A 1,605-nucleotide genomic window follows, 5' to 3' on the forward strand; every position below is an offset into this window, starting at 1 on the left:
TGGCACCAAGAATGCGCTGTCGGCGCTCGGCCTGACCGGCTCCACCGGCACCGGCACCGCCTTCACGGCGAGCCGTTCCGCGGCGTCGGGTGGCATCTCGGGCAAGACCTTGACCTTCTCCTCCTTCAACGGCGGCGCGGCGGTCAACGTCACCTTCGGCGATGGCACCGGCGGCACGGTCAAGACGCTCGATCAGCTCAACACGCAGCTTCAGGCCAACAACCTGACGGCCACGATCGACGCCAACGGCCTGCTCACGGTCTCGGCCACCAACGACTATGCGTCCTCGACGATCGGATCTGCCGCCGCTGGCGGCACGATCGGCGGCACGATCACTTCGACCCTGACCTGGTCGAACGCGACCGCGCCGGTTGCTGATGCTGTTGCCCAGGCGACCCGCACCAACCTGGTGTCACAGTACAACAACATCATGACGCAGATCGACACGACCTCGCTGGACGCGTCGTTCAACGGTGTCAACCTGCTCAACGGCGATCAGCTCAAGCTTGTGTTCGACGAGACCGGCAAGTCCAACCTGAGCATCACCGGCGTGACCTTCAACTCGAAGGGCCTGGGTTTGGCTGGTCTGGTGCAGGGCACCGACTTCATCGACAACGCCGCGACCAACAAGGTGCTGACCAAGCTGAACACGGCCTCGAGCACGTTGCGCTCGGAAGCCTCGACGCTCGGTTCGAACCTCTCCGTCGTGCAGGTGCGTCAGGACTTCAACAAGAACCTGATCAACGTGCTCCAGACCGGTTCGTCCAACCTGACGCTGGCCGACACCAACGAGGAAGCGGCCAACAGCCAGGCGCTGTCCACCCGCCAGTCGATCGCGGTGTCCGCGCTGTCGCTCGCCAACCAGTCGCAGCAGAGCGTGCTCCAGCTGCTCCGCTAATAGGCGGCTGAAATCGCAATCAAGTCATGGCGGCGGGGCTTCGGCCCCGCCGCTTTCTTTTTGCGCAGCCGATCGAGAGGTGGTCTGGCGGCTCTGAAAAAGTAGCTGTTGGTTATGGTTAACAGGGAGCAAACGCCGAAAAACGTGAGGAGTTTCAGGTCGATCGTCACCGACATCGACTCGCTTCCGCTGCCTTATGGTGAACCGGCGCTTACGGCTCGTGAGCAGATTTCATCCTTTGTTAGCCATGTCCGCGCAGGCTGTGCCCGTCACTCGATCCGAAGCGATCGAACGAAGACGCGTAAACCAGAAGGGTAAGAGTTATGTCCGGTATTGTTCTCTCTGCGTCGGTTCGCCAGAACCTGCTCTCTCTCCAGTCCACCGCCGACCTCCTCGCCACCACCCAGTCCCGTCTGTCGACCGGCAAGAAGGTGAACACGGCACTGGATAACCCCACCAACTTCTTCACCGCCCAGTCGCTCGACAACCGCGCCAGCGACATCAACAACCTGCTCGATGGCATCGCCAACGGCGTGCAGGTTCTGCAGGCCGCCAACACCGGCATCACCTCGCTGTCGAAGCTGCTGGATAGCGCCAAGTCGATCGCCAATCAGGCGCTGCAGACCACGGTCGGCTATTCGACCAAGTCGAACGTCTCGACCACGATTGCTGGCGCGACGGCCTCCGACCTGCGCGGCACCACGACT

General features: G+C 62.2%; 2 protein-coding genes and 1 pseudogene. 2 read left to right on the forward strand and 1 reads right to left on the reverse strand.

Annotation, left to right across the window (positions count from 1 at the left end):
* The coding region (locus CWO91_RS42115) for a flagellin (protein WP_283811089.1) at positions 1-898 on the forward strand (898 nt) is incomplete at its 5' end.
* On the opposite strand, the gene CWO91_RS42120 is transcribed toward CWO91_RS42115, so the two are convergent.
* On the reverse strand, positions 895-1,074 hold the full coding sequence (locus CWO91_RS42120; RefSeq protein WP_130221163.1) for a hypothetical protein: 180 nt from the start codon (positions 1,072-1,074) through the stop codon (positions 895-897). The two genes, CWO91_RS42115 and CWO91_RS42120, sit on opposite strands and share 4 nt — an antisense overlap.
* A 147-nt stretch (positions 1,075-1,221) precedes the next feature.
* On the opposite strand from CWO91_RS42120, the pseudogene CWO91_RS42125 reads away from it, so the two are divergent.
* A pseudogene (locus tag CWO91_RS42125) lies at positions 1,222-1,605 on the forward strand (DUF1522 domain-containing protein); the annotation flags it as partial.

This window comes from Bradyrhizobium genosp. SA-3 (assembly GCF_004212635.1).
Lineage (GTDB): Bacteria > Pseudomonadota > Alphaproteobacteria > Rhizobiales > Xanthobacteraceae > Bradyrhizobium.